This window comes from Streptomyces sp. NPDC055103, assembly GCF_053607625.1.
In genome coordinates this window covers 114088-133131 of the sequence record NZ_JBSGTX010000005.1, presented here as the reverse complement: position 1 = coordinate 133131, position 19044 = coordinate 114088, and the positions used below count along the sequence as shown (strand labels likewise).

Here is a 19044-nt window from a genome sequence, read left to right as displayed (position 1 = left end):
CCCTGACCCGTCATGCCCGAGCTGGTCTTCTTCTCCGGAACCATGGATTGCGGGAAGAGCACCCTGGCTCTCCAAATCGGCCACAACCGCTCCGCTCGGGGACTCCAGGGCGTGATCTTCACGCGTGACGACCGGGCGGGCGAGGGCAAGCTGTCCTCCCGCCTGGGCCTGGTCACGGAGGCGGTGGAGGCCACGCCCGAGCTGGATCTCTACGGGTTCGTGGTGGAACTCATGTCGCGGGGCGGCAAGGTCGACTACGTCATCGTGGACGAGGCCCAGTTCCTCTTGACAGAGCAGATCGATCAGCTGGCCCGGATCGTGGACGATCTGTCTCTCGATGTGTTCGCGTTCGGTATCACCACGGACTTCCGGACCAAGTTGTTCCCGGGTTCGCAGCGGCTGATCGAGCTGGCGGACAGGGTGGAGACGCTTCAGGTCGAGGCGATGTGCTGGTGCGGGGCGCGGGCCACCCACAACGCGCGCACGGTGGGTGGTGAGATGGTCGTGGAGGGTGAGCAGGTCGTGGTGGGGGATGTGGGCGGGGCCGCGGAGATCGTCGGGTACGAGGTGCTGTGCCGCCGTCATTACCGCAAGCGGATGACGAGCGCGTCGGCGCGGGCGGCGGCACTGTCGCCTGATGTGCTGCCGGTCACGTCGGGCTGACCGGCTGGTGTTGCTCCCCCAGGGCTGATCAGGAGAGTCCAGGTCACTCCACCTTCCACAGCCACACCGTGTCGTCGCTGCCGGGGCTGCTGCCGCTACTGCATCCTGCGGCCACCGTCTTCCCGTCCGTGCTGTATGCCAGCGACTCGACGGAGGCGCCGGTGTCGAAGGTTGTGGTGGAGGTACCCGAGGCCGTGGACCACACGACGACCTTGCCGTCCCGGTCACCGCTGGCCAGATGGCTCCCGCTCGGGTGGAAGGCGAGCGCCTGGACCGGGGCGTCGTGCCCCTCCAGGGTGGCGACGTCCCGGTGGGTACTGGTGTTCCACAGTTGCACCCCGTCACCCTGATCCCCGAAGGCCAGGAGCTGCCCGTCGGGGCTGAAGACCGCGTCGGTCGCGACCGTGGCCTTGAGCGTGGCCGCGACCGAATTTTCCGGCATCCTCCGCAGCTGGACGGGCGAGCTGGTAAGCAGGAGTGTCCCGTCCGGGCTGTACGCGGCCGGGCCGTTCTTCACATCCTTGTTCAGGGCGAGCCGGGATCCGGAAGCGGTGTCCCACAGGTACAGGCCGAGGCCGCTGCTGGCGGCCAGCGTCTTCCCGTCCGGGCTGAGCCCCAGCCCGTGCACGTACCCACTCTGGAGCTCGCCCGTCGTCTCGCCGGTGAACGTCCCGACCGTACGGCCCGAGGCGACGTCCCACTTCAGGATCTGGTGCTCCTCCGCCCGGTACAGCACCTTGAGATCGGGGCTGAAGACGTACGGCTGCATGTACTTGGCAACACTGATGCGTGTGGACCTGCTTTCCCTGCCGGGCATGGACCAGCGCCAGATCGAGCCGTCCCCTCCGGCGGCGGCCAGGGTCTTCCCGTCCTCGCTGAAGGCGATCTCGTACGCACTGCTGGGGCCGTCGAGGGTGTCGCCGTTCCTCAGCAGCAGGTAGGCGGGGACCCCGATCGCGGCGGCCGCGGCGGCCGAGATGCCGCCGATGAGCAGCGTGCGCCGCGAGGGCCCCCGGCGGGCCGGGCCCGGCACGGGGGTGTCCGGGCCCGGAGCCAGCGGCATGGCCGGCACGTACGTCTGGGTCGCCGCGTCCGCCAGGGCGCCCGGGTGCCGCGCTGCGCCGGCAGCCTGGCCGGGAGGGCTGATCGTGCCCGCGGGTACGGCCGCACGCACCGGCGCCGCATTCTGCACGGAGGTGCCCGGCCCAGCGCCGGAAGGCGTGCCCTGGGCGAGGTGCACTCGCGGGTTCGGCGGGGAGTACGGCTGCCCGTCCCCGCCCGGCGTCGCCTGCGATTCGTGCCCGGCGACGGCCGGATGCGGGGTCTGTCCGGCCGGGGTCGACACCACCGTCGGGTCGTACCGGGGCGAGGGGAGTGCCACCCCGTCGACGGCACCCGCGAACCGGGCGGGCAAGTCGTGGACGGCGGGGCGTGCGCCGGGGTCCTTGGCCAGGCAGTCGGTGAGGATGCGCAGGAACTCGCCGTCGAGGCCGTCGAGGGCGGGCGGTTCGTCCAGGATCCGCTGGACGACGGTCAGCAGGTTCGGAGCGTCGAACGGGCCGCGGCCGGTGGCGGCGAAGGCGAGCACCGAGCCGAGGGCGAACACGTCGCTGGCGGTCCCGGCCCGGTCCGCACGGATCTGTTCCGGCGACATGTAGGCGTACGTGCCGATGACCGATCCGGTCGCGGTCAGCGAACTCGCGTCCACGGCCCGCGCGATGCCGAAGTCGATGATGCGCGGCCCGTCGTCCGCGATGATCACGTTGCCGGGCTTGAGGTCGCGGTGGACGAGACCACAGCCATGGATCGCGGCGAGGCCTTCGGCGAGCCCCGCCCCGAGCCGCAGTGCCGCCGCCGGGGCGAGCGGTCCACGTTCGGCCACCACCTGGTGGAGGGTGGGGCCGGGGATGAACGCGGTGACCAGCCACGGGGACTCCGCCCCCGGGTCGGCGTCCACCACCTGCGCCGTGTGGAACCCGCCGACCTGCCGGGCCGCCGCCACCTCTCGGGCGAACCGGTCCCGGAACTGCGCGGTGGCGGCCAGCTCCGGCCGAATCAGCTTCACCGCGACCTTGCGGCCGCCCGGCGACGTACCGAGGAACACTTGGCCCATGCCACCCTCGCCCAGGCGTCCCTCCAGGCGGTAGGGGCCGACCCACTGCGGGTCGAAGGGCAGCAACGCATCCATGAATACCGTCCGTTGAGAGAGGAAGCCCCCGTCAGGTGAGCTTCCAGAGCTGGATCGAGGCGTCGGAAGGGCTGAAGGCCGCCGCGAGGGTCTTGCCGTCCGGGCTGAACTCCAGGGCCGAGATCAGGGGTGCGCCGGCCGATTCCTCGATGGTGGCGGTCAACGTGGTGCTGATCCGCCCGGTCCGCAGGTCCCACAGGCTGATCGTCTTACCCAGGTCCGCTTTGGCCTTGTCACCGACGTCGTCGCCCGGACCGAATCCGAAGCCGCCGCCCGCGATCACCGCACGGCCCGGCCGGTACGCGGCCTTGTCGATCTGCGCCTGCGGCGCCTTGAGGGCGGCGGTGGGCTGCCCGCTCGTCCTGTCCCACAGCCTGATGCCGGGTCCGGCACCGCCGATGGTCTTTCCGTCCGGGCTGATCAGCACCGTGGAGAAGCGGAACTCGAGAGCGTCGTCGGTGAACGTCCTGGCCCGGCCCCCGCCGTCGAGCTCCCACAGCAGCACGCGCTTGCCGGAGACTGCGGCCACCGCCTTGCCGTCCGGGCTGAACACCACATCGGAGACGGCGTCGTTGCCCGCGTCGAAGGTCTGGAGGTGGCGCCCGCTGACCATGTCCAGAAGCTGGAGCGTGCCTCCGGAGACCGCTCCGAGCACCGTACCGTCCGGGCTGACCGCAATCGAGTACGCGGTCCCGCCCCGGCCGTCGAATCCGGTGAGCTCCGGCAGCGGAGTACGGGTCCGTACGTCCCAGTGCCGCATGGTCCGGTCGTCGCAACTACTCACCAGCGTCCGGCCGTCCGGCGTGAAGGCCAACGCGTAGACCTGGGGGATCTCTCCCTCGAACTTCGCGACCGTACGGCGGGTGACGGTGTCCCACAGCCACAGCTCGTTTGCGGCGGAGCCGCCACTGGCCAGGGTGCGGCCGTCCGGGCCGAAGGCGAGGCACTCCACCGACTGGGCGTGCCCTTCGAGGCGGGCCACGGGCCGCGTGGGGTCCTGCTCCGGCTCGGACCAGGAGTCCCGGAAGAGGTAAGCGGGTACGGCGGCTGCGGCCGCCGCGGCGCCCACCCCGCCGAGGAGCAGGGTGCGGCGGGAGAACTGCCTGGCCGCGGCAACGGGCTCCGTCTTGAGGACGCCAGGCGTACCCGGCAGGGCGGGCGGGGTGGCGGGCTGTGTCGGCAGCGCGTGGAACCCGACGCCGGGCACCCCACCGGCCCCGGTGACCGAGAGCCGGGCCAACACCTCATCCGTGGAAGGGCGTCGGGCGGGGTCCTTGGCGAGGCACGCCTCGACCAGATCGCGCAGCGGGCCAGTCAGTCCGTCGAGCCGGGGCTGTTCGGCGGCGACCCGGTGCACGATGGCCGGCACCGTCGACGCGTCGAAAGGGCTGCTGCCGGTCGCCGCGAACGCGAGCACCGAGCCCAACGCGAACACGTCACTGGCCGGCGAGACCGCCTCGGCCCGTATCTGCTCGGGTGACATGTAGGCGTACGTCCCGATGACCGATCCGGTCCGCGTCATCGCGTCCGCGCCCGGCGCGTGCGCGATCCCGAAGTCGATGATGCGTGGCCCGTCCTCCGCGATGATCACGTTGCCCGGCTTGAGATCCCGGTGTACGAGCCCGCACCGGTGGATCGCGGCGAGCCCCTCGGCGATCCCGGCCCCGAGCCGCAGCACCGCCCCCGCACCGAGCGGACCGCCGCCGGCCACCACCTGCTGAAGCGTCGGCCCCGGCACGAACGCGGTGACCAGCCACGGAGATTCCGTTTCCGGATCGGCATCCACGACCTGCGCCGTGTGGAACCCGCCGACCTGCCGGGCCGCCGCCACCTCTCGCGCGAACCGCTCCCGGAACTGTTCGGCAGCGGCCAGCTCCGGCCGGATCACCTTCACCGCCACCTTGCGCCCGGCCGCCGACGTACCGAGAAAGACCTGGCCCATGCCTCCCGCTCCCAGACGTCCCTCGATCCGGTACGGGCCGACGGACCGGGGATCGCCGGGGCGCAGAGGCCCGGCGGGGGGCTGCCGGGTTCCATCGGGGGGTATGGGTGCTGTCACGCACGGAATTGAACCATGATCCGCCGTCAGTCGCGGGAGGGATTGGACGCTCCTCACACATGGCGGATGCCCAAGCAAAAGGACCCTGGCCCTCCAGATCGCCCACAACCGTGACGCGCGCGGGCTCCAGGGCGTGATCTTCACCCGTGACGACCGGGCGGGCGAGGGCAAGCTCTCGTCCCGGCTCGGGCTGGTGACAGAGGCTGTGGAGGCGCCCGAGGGCATGGACCTGTACGCGTACCTGGTGGCCCAGTTGTCGAAGGGCGGCAAGGCCGACTACGTGATCGTGGACGAGGCGCAGTTCCTCGCCCCGGAGCAGATCGACCAGCTGGCCAGGATCGTCGACGACCTCGGCCTCGACGTGTTCGCCTTCGGCATCACCACGGACTTCCGCACCAAGCTCTTCCCCGGCTCCCAGCGTCTGGTCGAGCTGGCGGACCGTCTGGAGCAGCTTCAGGTGGAGGCCCTGTGCTGGTGTGGAGCCCGCGCCACGCACAACGCCCGCACGGTGGGCGGCGAAATGGTCGTCGAGGGCGCCCAGGTCGTGGTCGGCGACGTCAACCGGCCCGCGGAGGAGATCGGCTACGAGGTCCTCTGCCGCCGCCACCACCGCAAGCGCATGACGTCCGCCACGGCCCACGCGGGCGCCCTCTCCCCGGACGTCCTCCCGGTCAACCACGCCTGACGGACAGGCTTTTTGGAGCCCCGAGCCGGGCCGGCTCGCCCGGCGGGGTCAGGGCTGCGGTCGTCCTGAGCGGTGTGCGGAGCGGTAGCGGCTTGGGGACTGGCCGCGGGCCCGGGTGAAGGCGCGGGAGAACGCGAACTCGCTGGTGCAGCCGATGCTTTTGGCGATGATGCTCAGCGGCTCACGGTCCTCGCGCAGACTTCGCGCCGCCAGCTCCATCCGCCGGCGGGTGAGGCAGGACTGCGGTGGTTCGCCCACCAGGGCGGTGAACCGCCGGGTCAGGGTGGCGCGGGAGACGCCGCCGCGCTGGGCGAGTTCCTCCGTGGTCCAGGGGTGGGCGGGCTGCTCGTGCATGAGGGTGATCGTCGCGGCCACCTCGGGATCACGCAGGCCACACAGCCAGGAGGCCCCCGCGTCGTCGTGGGAGGCGAGCCACTGCCGGACGACGTGCGCCAGCAGGACGTCGACGAGCCGGTCGACGAGGGTCTGGGACCCCGGGCCGCGTTCGAGGAGTTCCGAGGCCAGCATCCGCAGGCAGTCGGCCAGGTCCCGGCGACGAGTCGCACGGGCTCCCGGTCGTGCTCACCTTCCACCGGGGCGAGTGGTGCCCGTACTGCAACCTGCGACTGCGCAGCTATCAGCAGTCGCTCGGTGAGTTCCAGGCTCTCGGCGCACAGCTGATCGCCGTCTCGCCGCAGACGCCTGACCATTCCCTGTCGTTCGCCGAGAAGAACGAACTCGCGTTCTCCGTGTTGTCTGACGAGGGCAACGAGACCGCGCGCCTACGGACTGCTGTTCGAGGTCGACGAGGCCATGCGCGAGACCTATCCGCGGGTGGGCAGCGATCCGCTCGCGTCCAACGGCGGCGACCGCCGCAGCTGGGAACTGCCCGCCCAGGCCGCCTACGTCATAGCGCCTGACGGCAAGGTCCTGTTCGCGCGGGTCGATGGCGACTACCGGCGTCGTACCGAACCCGCCGACATCATCGAGGCGCTCCGGCAGCCCGGTGGGCGCCGGCGACCGGCGAGCGGTCGTCGGGCCAGGATGGGTCCGATGTGGGTGCCCGTCGACCACGCCTGACGAGGCGCCTCGTCGGCCGCCACGGCAGCGCGTCACGCGCTGGGTTCGACGGACAGCGACGTCTGCTCGGAGAGCGTGCGGAGGAAGTCGGGCGCGTCGAAGATCGCGCCGGCGGAGGCGACGCCGACCGTCCTGATCCGGCCTGTGAGGACGCGGTGGACCGCTTCCACCGCGAGCGGCGCGCTGAAGGCGTAGATGTCCTGGCCGCTCGCCGTGAGGCGCCGCTCCTCGTCGCCGGAGCGCACGACGACGTCGACGACGAACGTCTGGTCCGAACGTCCGCTCTCGTCGACCGCGGTCGGCGCCGGCGTCTCCGGAGCCACCACGTCCCTGACCGCCTCCACGTTCATGTACGTGCGCACCTCGGGGACGGCCAGGTGGCTCGGGACGGTGACGACGTCGGCCATGGTGAACTCGCCGATCACGGACCGGACGCCCGTCGGGTCGGGGAAGGACCACTTCGTCGCCGGGGGAGCGTCGTCGCGGTACTGCATGCGGCCCTCGCTGAAGACGACGCGCCGGCCCTCCCTGCGCTCCCGGGAGACGGTGCCCGCGCTGCGGGTTCCGGCGGTGGGGTGCCAGCTGCTCAGGGCATATGCGACGTGCGCCTCGTCGGCCGAGGTCCAGTCGCCCATCGCCGCGGTGACCAGGAGGTCCCCGAGGCCGCCGAAGAAGGCCATCGCCGGGATCACGACGGTGCCGGCCTCGGCGGCGCGGTCCGCGAACCGCGCGAACGTGTCGGCGTTGGCCTCCAGTTCGGCGGCCACGTCCACGTACGGGATCCCGGCGCGCAGTGCCGCCTCGATCACGGGGGCCGCGGTCGAGGCGAAGGGCCCGGCGACGTTGATCACGGCGGCCACGCCGGTCAGGGCACGGTCCAGCGAGGCCGGGTCGTCGACCGTGGCCGGCCGGACGGCGAGGCCCGGGTAGGACGCGCCGAGCGCCTCCAGCTTGTCGGCGTCGCGCCCGGTGAGGACCGGCGCGAACCCCCGGTTCAGCAGCTCCGCCACCACGAAACGGCCGGTGTGCCCGTAGGCACCGAACACCGCTACCGCCTGACCCGCTACCGCCTGACCCGTGACCGTCTGAACCTGTGTCATCGACTTCTCCTGCCGCTCTCGTTTGTTCAACTGTGAACATCTTGCACGGTGGCGGTCGTCCGGCGTGAGTGTCTGGAACGACATGGTGCGTACAATTTCGGACATGAAGACAGTCGCGTTGGCCGTCACGGACGGAATGCTGCACTTCGAACTCGCCTTGGCCTGCGAGGTCTTCGGATCCGACCTCACCCACCTGGTCGACCCCTGGTACGGCTTCTCCCTCCACGGGCCCGGTGCCGTGCGGGTCGGCAGGTTCCAGCTGGAGCCCGACGCCGGACTCGACCGGCTCCCATACGCCGACACGGTGATCGTCCCGGGCTGGGCCGACGTCGACGTGGACCCGCCCGCCGAGCTCGTCGACGCGGTGCGCGCCGCCCATGAGGCGGGCGCGCGCGTGGCCTCCCTGTGCACCGGCGCGTTCGTCCTGGCTGCCGCCGGACTCCTCGACGGGCGGCGCGCGACCACGCACTGGGCGCACACCCGGGTCCTGGCCGAGCGCTACCCCCGGGTCGAGGTCGATCCGGACGTGCTCTACGTGGACAACGGCAGCGTGCTCACCTCCGCCGGCAAGGCCGCCGCCATGGACCTGTGCCTGCATCTGGTCCGCCTCGACCACGGCTCGGCGATCACCAACACGGTCGCCCGCCGCCTGGTCGTACCCCCGCAACGGGCGGGTGGCCAGGCGCAGTTCGTCACCACGCCGGTGCCGGCCCAGGAGAACCACCCGCTCACCGCGCTGTTCCCCTGGGTCGTCGAACGGCTCGACCACCCGCTGACCGTGGAGGACCTGGCCCGCCGGGCACGGATGAGCTCGCGCAACCTGGGCCGCCACTTCCGGGCGGCGACCGGCACCACGCCGCTGCAGTGGCTCCTGACGCAACGCATCCGCCGCGCCCAGGAGTTGCTGGAGGCCACCGACGACAGCGTCGACGCCATCGCCACGGCGACCGGCATGGGCACCGCCACGACGCTGCGCCGGCACTTCAACCGCACGGTCGGCGTACCGCCGGACACGTACCGCCGTACCTTCCGTTCGCGGTCGCGCGGCGCGGGGTCCGGCCTCGGCCCCGTTACGTCTCCGGGGGCGCGGTAGGCGGGCGGAGCGAGCGGGTCAGGTGGTCGAGGGCGGCGCCGTCGGCGGGTGCCGTGCCCGTGAGGGTGCCGACCAGCGCCTGGGCGAGGACCGTCGCCGCGCCGATCCGGGTGTCCTCGCGCTCGTCCCCGGTGGCCTTGCCGATCACGGCGTCGCGCACCACGTGTGAGATCTCGTCGCCCGTGAAGAGTTCGGGGAACGACCCGACGGCGTGGACCGCGGCGCGGACGGCGAGGTCACCGGCTTCGTCCTCAGCGGCGAGCGCGTCCCCACCACCTACATCTCCGGCGACAACGCCTCGGTCACGGTCGCCGGGCAGGTCGGGGACCGCGTCAGGAAGGAGATCGGCCCCATCGACACGGCCGTCCTCTTCGCCGGCGCCGCCCGCACCCCCGCGATCCTCGACAACGCGCCGCTGACCCTCACCTCGAAGAACGCGGCCCTCGTGGCCAAGGAGCTCGACCCCCGCAAGGTCGTCCCGGTCCACACCGACAGCTGGAACATCTACTCCGAAGACCTGACCTTCCTGGTGGGGGCCTTCAAGGAGCAGGGCATCGACGGGAAGCTCGTCGACCTCGCGCCCCACGGCGCGGAGGAGGACCTCTCCTGACCGGCCCCGCCGTCACCTCCCGCACCTCCCGCAACCCTCCCGCACCTCCCCTCGTACCGAACCGGAAGGAACCGCCATGACCGTGTCCGCCACCCTGCGCGATGTGATCGGCCTGCCCCAGGAGCTCCCGCGCCTGGGCGACTCCACCCTGATCATGATCGACTTCCAGAACACCTACCGCGCCGGCGTCATGCGGCTCGACGGGGCCGAGGAGGCCGTGGCCGCCGGCGCCCGCCTGCTCGCGGCCGCCCGTGCCGCCGGCGCGCCCGTCGTGCACGTCGTGAACGACGGCGGCGAGGGCACTCCGTACGACATCCGGGCCGAGATCGGCTCGATCAGTGCCGAAGTCGCCCCGGTCGAGGGCGAGAAGGTGGTCGTCAAGCAGTTCCCGAACGCCTTCCACGCGACGGAGCTCGAGGAGACCCTCAAGGACCTCGGCGTCGCCGGCGGAGACCTCGTCATCGCCGGATTCATGACGCACATGTGCGTCCTCTTCACCGCGCAGGGCGCCTTCAACCTCGGCTACCGCCCGACCGTGGTCGCCGAGGCCACCGCCACCCGCTCCCTGCCGGCGCCGGACGGCACCGTCGTCGCCTCGGACGCGCTCCAGGTCGCGAGCCTGACGACGGTCTCCGACCTGTTCGGAACCGTCGCCCGCACGGTCGACGACCTCGTGTCTCCGGCACCGGCCGGCTGACCCAGCCGGTGGGGCGGCACCGGGAGTTCACCCGGGGTGCGCCGGAAAACCGCCTGGTGATCGGTTACGGGTCGTCCGCCTCGGCGGTAATGGCGGTCGGCCCGTGACGTCTCCACCTCCGGGCGTCTCCCGCTCCGTGTGCCCCCTGGAGGACGTGTGCCCCCCGCCGCCGACGCCGTGCTCGACGAGGTCGACGGCGAGGAGGGGAGCGGCGGGTCCCGGCGTCCCCCTCGCCTCCGATCGGTACTCCGGTCGGCGCTCAGGTCACCGCTCCGGTCGCCGCGTCGCCCGTTCGCCCCGGCCGCCGCCGCCCCGCTCGCCGCGTCCCTGTTCACCGCCGCGCTGCTCTGCCTCGCGACCGCGCTGTCCCGCACGTACCCCTTCGGGCCGGTGACCAGGAACATCGTCGATCTCGGCCAGCAGTACCTGCCGTTCCACGCCTACTGGCGCGCCCTCCTCCTCGGTGAGACGCACGGCGACGCCTTCCTCAACTGGAACTCCGGCTTCGGCTCCAACTTCCTCGGCGACATCGGGACCTATCTGAGCAGCCCGTTCGATCTGCTCGTCGTCCTCTTCCCGGCGGACCGGATCGAGCTCGCCCTCTACGTCGCCACCGCGGTCAAGATCAGCGCCGCGGGAGCCGCCGCGGCGCTCCTGCTCCTGCGGCTGCGCCCCGGCCCCTGGCCCGTCGCCGCCGTCCTCGGCACCGCGTACGCACTCTCCGGCTGGACCCTCAACCTCGGCGCCACCGTCCCGATGTGGCTCGACGGGCTCGTCGCCTTCCCGTTGCTCTGCCTGGTCGGCGAGTGGGCGCGCACCGGCCGCCGCCCCGTCCTCGGCCCCCTGGTCGTCGCCCTGGCCTGGATCGCCAACTTCTACACCGCGTACATGGCCACCCTCGGCGCGGCCGTCTTCCTCGGCGTCAGGCTCCTCACCGCGGACGAGCACGCGGCCGCCCGGCAGCGGATCGCCGGGGCGTTCCGCGCCGCGCGGAGCGTGCTCATCGGCGTCGGGCTGGCCGCACCGCTCGTCGTGGTCGTCTTCCTCGGCACCAAGGTCGCCGACCCGACCCCCGTGACCACCTTCGCGCCCGCCGCCTGGACGGACCTCCTCGCCCGGTTCCTGCCCGCCACCGCGAGCCTGGCCAGCCCCGCCCTCTTCATCGGTACGCCCGCCCTCGCGCTCGCCCTGACGCTGCCCTTCAACGGGGCCGTCGCCCCGCGCGTCCGGGCCGGGTGGACGGCGGCGATCGTCCTGGTGACGCTCTCCCTCCAGTGGGAGCCCACCCATCTGCTCTGGCACGCGGGAGCCTCCCCCAACGGTGCTCCGTACCGTCAGGCCTTCGTCCTGAGCGGGCTGTTGCTCGTCGCCGCCTGGTTCTCGGTCGCCCAGGGCGTACCCCGGCCGGCCGCGCTCCTCGCGGGCGGCGCCCTGCTCGGACTCCTGGCCTGGGCGGCCCGGGGGAGCGCCGACATCGACGACTGGACCTTTCCCGCCTTCCTCGCCGCCGCGGCGACGGCGCTCGCCGCCGCCCTCCTCGCCCGGGCAGGCGTCCGGCGGAACGCCGCCGGGGAGGCCGCGCAGGTCGGCGGCGAGGCCGCGCAGGTCGGCGGCGACCCCGCTCAGGTCGGCGGAGACCCCGCTCAGATCGGCCGGAACGTGGCCGGCGTCGGCCGGAACACCGCCCGCGCCGCTGGGAACGCCGCCCGCTTCCTGCCCCTCCTGCCCGCCCTCGCCGTGGTCCTCCTCGTCGTCGCCCAGGCCGGCGAGACGGTCGTCACCGGGAAGCGGATCGAGGAGCAGCAGCGGAGCGAGGTCGCCTGGTCGCCCCGTACCGGCCCCTGGCACGCAGCCGCCGCCCGCGAGGTCGCGCGCGCGGACGCCTGGCCCCGCTCCCGTACGGACCCGGGCGAGGTGCCCGGCGGCAACGACGTCCTGCTCGTCGGAGGCCAGGGCGCCGACTACTACAGCAGCCTCACCTCCGACGTGACCTCCTCCACCCTCGCCGCCCTGGGCTTCGGCTACTACGCCAAGGGCCGGCACCCGGTCACCCTCGACAACCCCGTGACCGACGCGCTCTTCTCCATCGGCACCCGGATGCGCTCGGAGCCCACGGAGCCGGTACGGCAGGACGCCCGGCCCCGCGCCACGGTCACCGTCACGACGACGCCCGTGCCGCCGTTGGTGACCGTCCGTCCGCGCGAGGCACGCGCCCCGCGCCCGGAGGACTCCGCCTTCGTCCGCCAGGAGCTCCTGCTCGGCTCCTCGGTGTATGAGCTGCCGCGGGACACGCGCCGCACGGGACGCACGCTGACCGCCCGCTGCACGGCGGGTTCCGAAGTCTGGTTCTGGGCCCCCGAGTACAAGGGTTCGGCGACGCTGTCGGGAACGGGAACGGGAACGGGAACGGGAACGGGAACGGGAACGGGAACGGGAACGGGAACGGGAACGGGAACGGGAACGGGAACAGGAACAGGAGCTGGGGAGCGTCCCGTCACCTTCGAGGGCAAGCCCCCCGCCGTACGCGCCCCCATGCGGGCCCTCGGGACCGTGCCCGCCTCCGGCGAGGTGCGGATCGACCTGCTGCCCAAGGCCGGGATCCGGCTGCCCCGCCGGCCGGTCGCCTGCCTCGACCGCGCGCGGCTCGACTCCGCCGTACGACAGCTCACCGCCACCGGAGCCACCCGGGTGAGCGCCGGCGGCCACAGCGTCACGGCCGAACTGCCCCCGGGCAGCACGGGCGTCGCCGTGCTCGCCGTGCCCCGCATCTCCGGCTGGCGCTGCGCCGCGGGCGACGCGGAGGCCGCGCCCGCCCGCGCGTACCAGGGGCTCGTCGCCGTCCCCCTCGACGGGCGGGCGACCACGGTCAGCTGCTCCTTCCGGCCGCCGGGGCTCCGGCTCGGCGGCGCCGCCGGAGCCGCCGCGCTCCTCGCCCTGGCCGCGACCGCGCTCCTCCACCGCCGGTCACTCCGGCACCGCCAGGCGCTCGGCCACCAGCGGTGGCGTGACCGCCGCCCGTCAGGCGGGTCGCGTCCCTGACGGGTTTCCATCAGGGACGACAAGAGTTCACCCGGAGTGCACCCGTGGCTCGTCGGGCCGGAAAAGTGGACGGCTAACGTGCCCGCCGTACCGGCGTTTGATCGTTCGATTCAGTGTGGGGATTCCGAGTGCCAAAACTGTCCGTCGTCGTCCCGTTCCACAATGTCGGGCCGTATGCTCCCGACACCCTGCGCAGTCTCGCGAACAACGCGAACCCGGAATTCGAGTTCCTGCTGATCGACGACTGTTCGACGGACGACACCCCGGAAATCCTCGACCGCTGGCGTGACCGACTTCCGAACGCCACCGTCATCCGGCACGAGACGAATCTCGGCGTCGCCCAGGCGCGCAACACCGGAATCGACGCGGCGCGGGGCGACTACCTCACCTTCCTGGACGGCGACGACTGGTACGCGCCCGGCCACCTGAGCGCCGCCGTGGCCGGAATCTCCCGTCTGGACTGCGATTTCGCCCGTACCGACCACGTCCTGTCCGAGGGCCGGAAGCGGCAGATCCGTTACGCCCCCGCCAAGATCCGCGACGCGGTGATGGACCCCAGGGACGGCATCTCGCCCGCCAGTATGGTGACGATGGTCGATTATCCCTTCGTCCCCTTCGGTATTTACAGCGGCCGGCTCTTCGAGAACGGCGCCTCGCGTTTCGAGACCTCTCTCCGAACGGCGGAGGACCGCCTCTGGATCTGGCGTCTCCACCTCAAGGCGCGGACCTTCGCGGCGCTTTCCCTGCACGGTGTCTTCTACCGACGGGGCGTCACCACGTCGCTCACCCAGATCACCGACAACCGGCAGCTGGACTTCATTCCCTCGTACGATCTCCTGCTCGACGACGTCTCCCAGGACGCCGAAGCGGACCGATTCCTGCCGAAGGCGGTCCGCACCTACTGCGCGATGATCGCCTTCCACATGGGCAAGGTCGGCACGTACGAGCCCGAGGTCGCCGCACGGCTGCGCACCGACGTCGGCGACGCCCTGCGCCGCATGCCGCAGCACGTCCTCGACGAGACCCTGACCACCATGGACATCCCTCGCAGCACCCTCCTCCGGAGCCTGCGCGAACCCGGAAGGACCGTCTGGCCCATGGCTCCCGACGCCAACCCGGCCATGGCCCCCGACGCGACGCCCACGGTGGCTCCCGACGCCATGCCCACCACGGCTCCCGACGCCCGCCGGGTGCAGATCTTCCAGGTGTCCACCCTCTACGGCGCGGCCACCCTGGCTGCCGCGCTGGACGCCGGACAGTTCGGCCCCCGCGAGGAGGCCCGCCGCCTCCTGCTGATCTCGCACAACGCGGAGATCCCGGAGACCGCGCTGCGCCTGGAGACGATGACCGGCTACGAGCGGATCGCCGCCCGCTTCGACGGCACGCTCGACTGGAACGAGACGATCCACCCGTACCACCCCGCCGCCTGGGCACCCCGGCCCGAGGAGGCCCCGCTGTGGCAGCGCGTGCTGCGGAGCGCCTGGGACCTCGGCACCGCCCGCGTCGAGCTGATCGTCGAATCGATCCAGGTCAACCCCGCCAAGGCACTCGCCGCCGCCTTCCCCGAGAGCTCGGTCGAGGTCTACGCGGACGGCCTCATGAGCTACGGCCCGACGCGTACCGACCTCGCCCAGTCGATCGCCATCCGCGTCCGCCGGGTCCTCCACCTCGACCTGGTGCCCGGGCTGCGGCCCCTGCTCCTGAGCGAGTACGGGGTCGAGCCCGAGCTCGTCCCCGACAGCGCCTTCCGGGCGGTGCTCGCCGAGATCGCCGAGGCCTCCCGCGCCGGCGCGGACCCGGGTTCGCCGATCGCGCTCGCCGTCGCCGCCGGGCCGACGGCCCTCCTGCTCGGCCAGTACCTTGCCGCCCTCAACCTCCTCACCGCAGAGGAGGAAGAGGAGCTGCACGTGCGGATGCTGCGGGGAGCAGCCGCCGCCGGACACGGTTCGGTGGTCTTCAAGCCGCACCCGACCGCACCCGTCCGCTACTCCCAGGCCCTCCACGAGGAGGCGGCGGAGCTCGGCGTACGGCTGACGGTCCTCGACGGGCCGCTGCTCGCCGAGACCTTCTACGAGCGGTGCCGGCCGCGACTCGTCGTCGGCTGCTTCTCCACGGCGATGCTGACCGCCGCCGTCTACTACGGCATCCCGATCGCCCGCGTCGGCACGGCCGAGGTTCTCGAACGGCTCACACCCTTCGAGAACAGCAACCGGATCCCGCTCACCGTCGTCGACCACCTGGTCGCGGACCTGGAGGGGGGCGAGGCGCCCGCGGTCCCCGGAGCGGCCCCGGACTCCCTCGCGCCCCTGGTACGGGCCGTCGGCTACTGCATGCGGCACAAGAGCCACCCGGGGCTCCGGGAGGAGGCCACCCGATTCCTGGCCGAGCACCACGCGGAGCCCGGCATCGCGCACCACTTCACCGCCGAGCGGCTGGCCCAGCTCGGCCTGCCGGGCGGGGCGGACGCCGCTGTCCCGGAGCAGGCCGACACCGGAACGTCCCGCTTCCGCCGCGGTCTCGCCCGGGCCAGAAGGTCCTGAACCGCGGTCAGCGCTTGGCGGACCTGACGAGCGTGAACACCGCGCCCTCCAGGTCCGTCACCAGCGTGTGCCGCCCCGCCGTGCCCTCCCTCGGCGGCCTCAGCACATGACCGCCGAGCTCCACGACGAGCCGGGCGGACACGTCCGTGTCCTCGACCTCGAAGTACGTCATCCAGTGCGCGCCCCGGTCCCTCGGCAGCGCGTTCCCGACGCCGTGCAGGGAGGCCACCGGGCGGCCGTCCAGGTGGAGCGTGGCGAAGTCGAAGTCGGCGGAGACGAAGGGCTCCACCTCGTAGCCGAAGACCGACCGGTAGAACTTGCCGACCGAGGACGTCTCGTACGTGAGGAGCTCGTTCCACACCGGGGTCCCCGGCGGGCCGGCGGTCGCCGTGCCGTGGTGCGCCTCCGCCTGCCAGACGCCGAAGACCGCGCCCACCGGGTCGGAGCAGATCGCCAGTCGGCCGGCCTCGCCCGCGTCCAGCGGGCCGACCGCGACCGTGCCGCCGCAGCCGCGGATCGTCTCGGCGGTCTCGTCGGCGTCGTCGGTGGCCAGGTAGGTGGTCCAGGCGATGGGCAGATGCCGGTCGGGCGGCAGCTGGCCGATGCCCGCCACCTCCTTGCCGTCGAGCAGCGCCCGGACGTACGGGCCGAGGTGCTGCGGGCCGGGCACGAACTCCCAGCCGAAGAGCGCGTGGTAGAACTCCCGTGTCGCGTCAAGCCCGTGCACCATCAGGCTCACCCAGCAGGGCGTGCCTGGTGTCCGCCGAGTCGCCTCGGTCATCGTCACTCTCTCCTCGGACCATCGTCGTGGCCGTGCCGCGTGCCTCAGGGCCCTGTCCGACCCTGACCGCCGGACCGACCCCATGGCCGATGGTCGCACCGACGGGCGGGCGGCGCGTCCCGGCCGCACCGCTTTTCGGGGGCGCGTTGTCGCGGGAGGACGCGAGGATGGTCCTCCCGCGGCCGTGCCGGCTGCGCGAGGATGGCACCCATGAAGCCCATCATCTCCGCAAGCGAACTTCTGAGCGAGTCGGCCGGGGAGCGGCCGCCGGTGCTCCTGGACGTCCGTTGGACGCTCGCAGGACCGCCCGGACGGCCCGCGTACGAGGCCGGCCATCTTCCCGGCGCGGTCTACGTCGACCTGGACGCGGAACTGGCCGGACCGGCAGGCAAGGGCGGGCGGCACCCGCTCCCCGACGTGGCGGCCTTCGGGGCCGCGATGCGCCGGGCGGGTGTCTCGGCGGACCGGCCCGTCGTCGTCTACGACGGCGGTCTCGGCTGGGGCGCCGCCCGCGCCTGGTGGCTGCTCCGCTGGACGGGCCACCCGGACGTGCGGGTCCTGGACGGTGGCCTCGCGGCCTGGACGGGAGAGCTCTCCGAGAAGACCCCCGAGCCGGAGCCGGGCGACTTCCGGCCGGAGCCGGGCGCCCTCGGACTGCTCGACGCGGACGGGGCGGCCGAGCTGGCCCGGGCCGGGCTGCTCCTGGACGCCCGGGCGGCGGAGCGCTACCGCGGCGACGTGGAGCCGATCGACCGGGTCGGCGGGCACATCCCGGGTGCGGTCTCGGCCCCGACGACGGAGAACGTGGACCCGGATGGCCGGTTCCTGGGCGCCGACGCTCTGCGGGACCGTTTCACCGCCCTGGGCGCGACCGAGGACACTCCGGTCGCGGTCTACTGCGGCTCCGGCGTCTCCGGCGCGCACGAGGTCCTGGCCCTGGAGATCGCGGGCATCCCGGCCGCGCTCTACGCCGGCTCGTGGTCGGAGTGGTCCGGCGACCCGACCCGCCCGGTGGCCACGGGCCCGGACCCGCGGTAGGCCAGGCCTCCTGGCGCGGCAGGGTCCCGCGGAGGGGCCGGTCTCCTGCCACGGGCGGGCCCTGCGGGGGGCCGGTTTCCTGCCGCTGGCCGGGCCCTGCGTGCACGCCGGTCTCCTGCCACGGCCCGGACCCGCGGCAGGCCGGGCTCCTGCACCCCCGTGCTCGTACACGAAAGGCCCGCGCCGGGGATCTGCCCGGCGCGGGCCCTTCACGTACCGGCGCGTAGGCCGGTTACTCCTGCTTCTTCCTGCGGGTGCCGAAGACGATCTCGTCCCAGCTGGGCACCGCCGCGCGGCGGCCGGGGCGGACGCCGTCGGCCTCGGCCTGGCGGTCGGTGGTGCCGGTGAGGCGGTCGCGGTGGCCGGAGACGGCGCGCGGCATCAGGACGTCGGCGTACGCGGAACCCGCGCCCGCCGAGGCGGCCGGGGCAGGCGGCTCGTCCGCCTCCGGCTCCTCCGAGGGCTCCGTGTCCGGAGGCTCGGGCACGACCATGTCGCCGCGGAAGCTCGGGACGGCCTCCAGGAGGCTCGTCAGCGTGTCCCGCTCCTCCTCCGGCTCGGGCGCCGGGGCGGACGTCCGCTCCAGCCGGTCCAGCTGGCGGTCGAGCGCCCGGTCCAGGGGCCTGTCCCGGGGCAGCCGGGCGATGCGCGGCACGAAGGGGAAGCTCGGCTCCGGAGCGGCGGCGATCGTGTCGTCCGTCTCGCCGATCAGGGCCCGCGCCTCGTCGTCCACGGCCTGGACGAGCCGCCGGGGCGGGTCGTACGTCCAGCTGGCCGTGTGGACCTCGCCCGCGACGCGGTAGACGAGCAGCACCTCCCAGGTGCCGTCGTCGCGCCGCCACGAGTCCCACTGCACGGCGTCCTTGTCGGCGCCGCGCAGGAGCAGCCGCTCCTGGACCGCCTCGCCGAGCTGCGGGCCGCTGTTCTCCCCGGGCCTGCGGACCGGGGTCTTGCGGGCCCGCTCCGCCATGAACGCGCGCTCCGCGAGGACGGGGCCCTCGAAGCGGCGTACGCGGTCGACGGGGATGCCGGCGAGCTGGGCGACCTCCTCCGCGGAGGCACCGGCTCGTATGCGCGCCTGGATGTCGCGGGGGCGGAGGTGGCTCTCCACCTCGATCTCGATCTGACCGAGACGCGCGCGGTCGTTGCGCACTGCGGCGCGGAGCCGCTCGTCGATCGGAAGTGTGTACTCCGTGCTGTCAGCAGCCTTCAGCACCAGTCGTGTGCCGTCGTTGGAGACGGCCACGACACGCAGTTCGGGCATGGGGACCTCCCGGGTGGTGCCTGCCGACGTCACGTGCGTCGCTGCTTCCGCTAGTCGAGTGTGGCCTGCCCGGGTGCAGCCTGCCACTACCTTGCCGAGTTGCCCGGCGTGTCGGGCATGGACCCTGGGACGCCGTTATGGCACGGTTACCCGATCGCCACTCAGAGTGACTGACGGTCACGCTGTGCAGCGGGTCTCCGTGCGGCC

At 72.8% G+C, this 19044-nt stretch carries 17 protein-coding genes and 1 pseudogene; 11 read left to right on the top strand and 7 right to left on the bottom strand.

The window, feature by feature from the left end; translation table 11 throughout:
* The first annotated feature begins 12 nt into the window (after window positions 1–12).
* A complete protein-coding gene (locus ACWFR1_RS05590) occupies window positions 13–663 on the top strand; it encodes a thymidine kinase (protein WP_453546783.1) in 651 nt (216 codons plus the stop codon).
* Window positions 664–706: 43 nt separating this feature from the next.
* On the opposite strand, the gene ACWFR1_RS05585 is transcribed toward ACWFR1_RS05590, so the two are convergent.
* Window positions 707–2851, bottom strand: coding sequence for a protein kinase domain-containing protein (locus ACWFR1_RS05585; RefSeq protein ID WP_453546780.1), 2145 nt, complete (start codon window positions 2849–2851; stop codon window positions 707–709).
* A 31-nt stretch (window positions 2852–2882) separates the two neighbouring features.
* Window positions 2883–4910 (bottom strand): WD40 repeat domain-containing serine/threonine protein kinase, encoded by a 2028-nt coding sequence (locus ACWFR1_RS05580; RefSeq protein WP_453546778.1) that lies wholly within the window; start codon window positions 4908–4910, stop codon window positions 2883–2885.
* Between the two features lie 85 nt (window positions 4911–4995).
* On the opposite strand from ACWFR1_RS05580, the gene ACWFR1_RS05575 reads away from it, so the two are divergent.
* Window positions 4996–5595 (top strand): thymidine kinase, encoded by a 600-nt coding sequence (locus ACWFR1_RS05575; protein ID WP_453546895.1) that lies wholly within the window; start codon window positions 4996–4998, stop codon window positions 5593–5595.
* A gap of 48 nt (window positions 5596–5643) precedes the next feature.
* Here the strand turns inward: ACWFR1_RS05575 and ACWFR1_RS05570 are convergent, their stop codons facing one another.
* The gene (locus ACWFR1_RS05570) at window positions 5644–6123 is read right to left on the bottom strand and encodes a helix-turn-helix domain-containing protein (RefSeq protein WP_453546775.1); all 480 of its coding nucleotides are present in this window, start codon (window positions 6121–6123) and stop codon (window positions 5644–5646) included.
* Window positions 6124–6173: 50 nt separating this feature from the next.
* On the opposite strand from ACWFR1_RS05570, the gene ACWFR1_RS05565 reads away from it, so the two are divergent.
* Together ACWFR1_RS05565 and ACWFR1_RS05560 are read left to right on the top strand one after the other, a co-directional pair.
* Window positions 6174–6515 (top strand): redoxin domain-containing protein, encoded by a 342-nt coding sequence (locus ACWFR1_RS05565; RefSeq protein ID WP_453546773.1) that lies wholly within the window; start codon window positions 6174–6176, stop codon window positions 6513–6515.
* Window positions 6409–6675 (top strand): hypothetical protein, encoded by a 267-nt coding sequence (locus ACWFR1_RS05560; protein ID WP_453546903.1) that lies wholly within the window; start codon window positions 6409–6411, stop codon window positions 6673–6675. The genes ACWFR1_RS05565 and ACWFR1_RS05560 overlap by 107 nt, the downstream gene beginning before the upstream one ends.
* Before the next feature lie 32 nt (window positions 6676–6707).
* Here ACWFR1_RS05560 and ACWFR1_RS05555 read toward each other — a convergent pair whose 3' ends face one another.
* Window positions 6708–7775, bottom strand: a complete 1068-nt coding sequence (locus ACWFR1_RS05555; protein ID WP_453546771.1) for a saccharopine dehydrogenase family protein — start codon at window positions 7773–7775, stop codon at window positions 6708–6710.
* Between the two features lie 103 nt (window positions 7776–7878).
* Here ACWFR1_RS05555 and ACWFR1_RS05550 point away from each other — a divergent pair, with 103 nt between their 5' ends.
* Window positions 7879–8868 carry a helix-turn-helix domain-containing protein gene (locus ACWFR1_RS05550; protein ID WP_453546769.1) on the top strand — a complete coding sequence of 330 codons (990 nt, stop codon included), beginning with the start codon at window positions 7879–7881 and terminating at the stop codon, window positions 8866–8868.
* Here the strand turns inward: ACWFR1_RS05550 and ACWFR1_RS05545 are convergent.
* Window positions 8846–9031: a hypothetical protein gene (locus ACWFR1_RS05545; protein WP_453546767.1), complete on the bottom strand. Its 186-nt coding sequence runs from the start codon at window positions 9029–9031 to the stop codon at window positions 8846–8848. The genes ACWFR1_RS05550 and ACWFR1_RS05545 overlap by 23 nt on opposite strands.
* Window positions 9032–9079: 48 nt before the next feature.
* On the opposite strand from ACWFR1_RS05545, the gene ACWFR1_RS05540 reads away from it, so the two are divergent.
* From ACWFR1_RS05540 to ACWFR1_RS05520, 5 genes and pseudogenes are all read left to right on the top strand, one after another.
* Window positions 9080–9478 (top strand): hypothetical protein, encoded by a 399-nt coding sequence (locus ACWFR1_RS05540; protein ID WP_453546765.1) that lies wholly within the window; start codon window positions 9080–9082, stop codon window positions 9476–9478.
* A 76-nt stretch (window positions 9479–9554) separates the two neighbouring features.
* Window positions 9555–10175 carry an isochorismatase family protein gene (locus ACWFR1_RS05535; protein WP_453546763.1) on the top strand — a complete coding sequence of 207 codons (621 nt, stop codon included), beginning with the start codon at window positions 9555–9557 and terminating at the stop codon, window positions 10173–10175.
* Between the two features lie 156 nt (window positions 10176–10331).
* The gene (locus ACWFR1_RS05530; RefSeq protein WP_453546761.1) at window positions 10332–13214 is read left to right on the top strand and encodes a YfhO family protein; all 2883 of its coding nucleotides are present in this window, start codon (window positions 10332–10334) and stop codon (window positions 13212–13214) included.
* 113 nt (window positions 13215–13327) lie between these two features.
* Window positions 13328–13702, top strand: a pseudogene (locus tag ACWFR1_RS05525) (glycosyltransferase family 2 protein); the annotation flags it as partial.
* A gap of 672 nt (window positions 13703–14374) precedes the next feature.
* Window positions 14375–15754: a polysialyltransferase family glycosyltransferase gene (locus ACWFR1_RS05520; RefSeq protein ID WP_453546893.1), complete on the top strand. Its 1380-nt coding sequence runs from the start codon at window positions 14375–14377 to the stop codon at window positions 15752–15754.
* A 7-nt stretch (window positions 15755–15761) separates the two neighbouring features.
* On the opposite strand, the gene ACWFR1_RS05515 is transcribed toward ACWFR1_RS05520, so the two are convergent.
* A complete protein-coding gene (locus tag ACWFR1_RS05515) occupies window positions 15762–16535 on the bottom strand; it encodes a VOC family protein (protein WP_453546759.1) in 774 nt (257 codons plus the stop codon).
* A 210-nt stretch (window positions 16536–16745) separates the two neighbouring features.
* On the opposite strand from ACWFR1_RS05515, the gene ACWFR1_RS05510 reads away from it, so the two are divergent.
* On the top strand, window positions 16746–17573 hold the full coding sequence (locus ACWFR1_RS05510; protein WP_453546757.1) for a sulfurtransferase: 828 nt from the start codon (window positions 16746–16748) through the stop codon (window positions 17571–17573).
* Window positions 17574–17805: 232 nt separating this feature from the next.
* Here ACWFR1_RS05510 and sepH read toward each other — a convergent pair whose 3' ends face one another.
* Entirely contained in the window at window positions 17806–18870 is a 1065-nt protein-coding gene (gene sepH / locus ACWFR1_RS05505; RefSeq protein ID WP_453546755.1) for a septation protein SepH, read from the bottom strand.
* Window positions 18871–19044 lie beyond the last annotated feature (174 nt).

Bases quoted from the DNA above. Each gene is read 5' to 3' on its own strand.
- ACWFR1_RS05590 (WP_453546783.1), top strand. From the start codon at position 13: ATGCCCGAGCTGGTCTTCTTCTCCGGAACCATGGATTGCGGGAAGAGC.
- ACWFR1_RS05585 (WP_453546780.1), bottom strand. From the start codon at position 2,851: ATGGATGCGTTGCTGCCCTTCGACCCGCAGTGGGTCGGCCCCTACCGC.
- ACWFR1_RS05570 (WP_453546775.1), bottom strand. From the start codon at position 6,123: ATGCTGGCCTCGGAACTCCTCGAACGCGGCCCGGGGTCCCAGACCCTC.
- ACWFR1_RS05560 (WP_453546903.1), top strand. From the start codon at position 6,409: ATGCGCGAGACCTATCCGCGGGTGGGCAGCGATCCGCTCGCGTCCAAC.
- ACWFR1_RS05555 (WP_453546771.1), bottom strand. From the start codon at position 7,775: ATGACACAGGTTCAGACGGTCACGGGTCAGGCGGTAGCGGGTCAGGCG.
- ACWFR1_RS05550 (WP_453546769.1), top strand. From the start codon at position 7,879: ATGAAGACAGTCGCGTTGGCCGTCACGGACGGAATGCTGCACTTCGAA.
- ACWFR1_RS05535 (WP_453546763.1), top strand. From the start codon at position 9,555: ATGACCGTGTCCGCCACCCTGCGCGATGTGATCGGCCTGCCCCAGGAG.
- ACWFR1_RS05520 (WP_453546893.1), top strand. From the start codon at position 14,375: ATGCCCACCACGGCTCCCGACGCCCGCCGGGTGCAGATCTTCCAGGTG.
- ACWFR1_RS05515 (WP_453546759.1), bottom strand. From the start codon at position 16,535: ATGACCGAGGCGACTCGGCGGACACCAGGCACGCCCTGCTGGGTGAGC.
- ACWFR1_RS05510 (WP_453546757.1), top strand. From the start codon at position 16,746: ATGAAGCCCATCATCTCCGCAAGCGAACTTCTGAGCGAGTCGGCCGGG.